We start from the raw sequence: 1254 nt of genomic DNA on the forward strand, positions 1-1254 counted from the left end.
GGTCCGCAAAGTGGTGGCAATCACGGCATCACATTGGCCCGAACGGAACTCTTCAATCGCCACGCGCTCGTCGACGTAGTTCTTGACTTCCATTTCGACGCCGTGCTTTTGCATCGCCACGAGATAGTCCACCGCTGATGACGTCACGTCACCCGACTTGCCCGCCACGTCCCACACGCAGATCTGGGATTTGGCCATCACGGGGGTGGCCACACAACCTGCCACTGCCAACACCGCGGCAGCCTTTGACCATGATTTCATTTTCATCTGAGTCCTTTGATTCACTGACATTGATGTCTCCACGTTTTGTGGACATCCGCACCGCCAAATGGTTCCAACTTTGTTCAACAACAAGGGGGACCCCGATTCAACGCGGAATTGGCGCCCGACACGGACAGGGTGAACCCCTAGCCAACCACCAACTTAATGGGGAAGTGATCAGACAAGGACCAGGTTGTCTCGGTGGATCATTTCGGGCTCACCGGTGAAACCCAGCAAGGCCTCGAATTCGCTGGAAGGCTTGCGCGCGATGCGACGGGCCTCGCTGCTCGCGTAGTTGGCCAGGCCACGCGCCACGTCTTGCCCTTGGGCAGTGCGAACAGCGATGACATCGCCACGGTGAAACTCACCCACCACTTCGGTCATGCCGATGGGCAGCAGGCTTTTGCCTTCATCGCGCAGCTTGGCCACCGCGCCATCGTCAATGACCACCGCGCCGCGAAGTTGCAGGTGGTCGGCCATCCACTGCTTGCGGGCAGCCACCTTGGCCGTGGTGGCCACGAACAGCGTGCCGATCGACTCGCCTTGAGACAGGCGCACCAGCACATCGGTCTCGCGCCCCCAGGCCACCACCGTGTTGGCGCCACTGCCAGCCGCACGCTTGGCGGCCAGCACCTTGGTGATCATGCCGCCACGGCCAATGCTGGAGCCCGCACCACCGGCCATCTGCTCCAAAGCCGGGTCGCCCGCGGTGGCCACGTCGATGAAGCGCGCGTTGGCGTCCTTGCGCGGGTCAGCGCTGTACAGGCCTTTCTGGTCGGTCAGGATGATCAGGGCATCGGCCTCGACCAGGTTGGCCACCAGCGCGCCCAGGGTATCGTTGTCACCGAACTTGATTTCGTCGGTGACCACGGTGTCGTTCTCGTTGATGACCGGCACGACCTTGTGCGACAGCAAGGTCAGCAAGGTGGAGCGGGCATTGAGGTAGCGCTCGCGGTCCGCCAGGTCGGCGTGCGTGAGCAGCACTTGCGCACT

Annotated in this window: 1 protein-coding gene and 1 pseudogene; both read right to left on the reverse strand. The window is 62.0% G+C overall.

Annotated elements, in window-relative coordinates:
* A pseudogene (locus Q7V20_RS18855) lies at nt 1-261 on the reverse strand (hypothetical protein); the annotation flags it as partial.
* A 177-nt stretch (nt 262-438) separates the two neighbouring features.
* Nucleotides 439-1254 (reverse strand): glutamate 5-kinase (proB, locus tag Q7V20_RS18860; protein WP_304794844.1); only part of this gene is annotated, 816 nt, incomplete at its 5' end.

It is taken from the genome of Aquabacterium sp. (assembly GCF_030652515.1).
In the GTDB taxonomy this organism is placed as follows: Bacteria; Pseudomonadota; Gammaproteobacteria; order Burkholderiales; family Burkholderiaceae_C; genus Aquabacterium.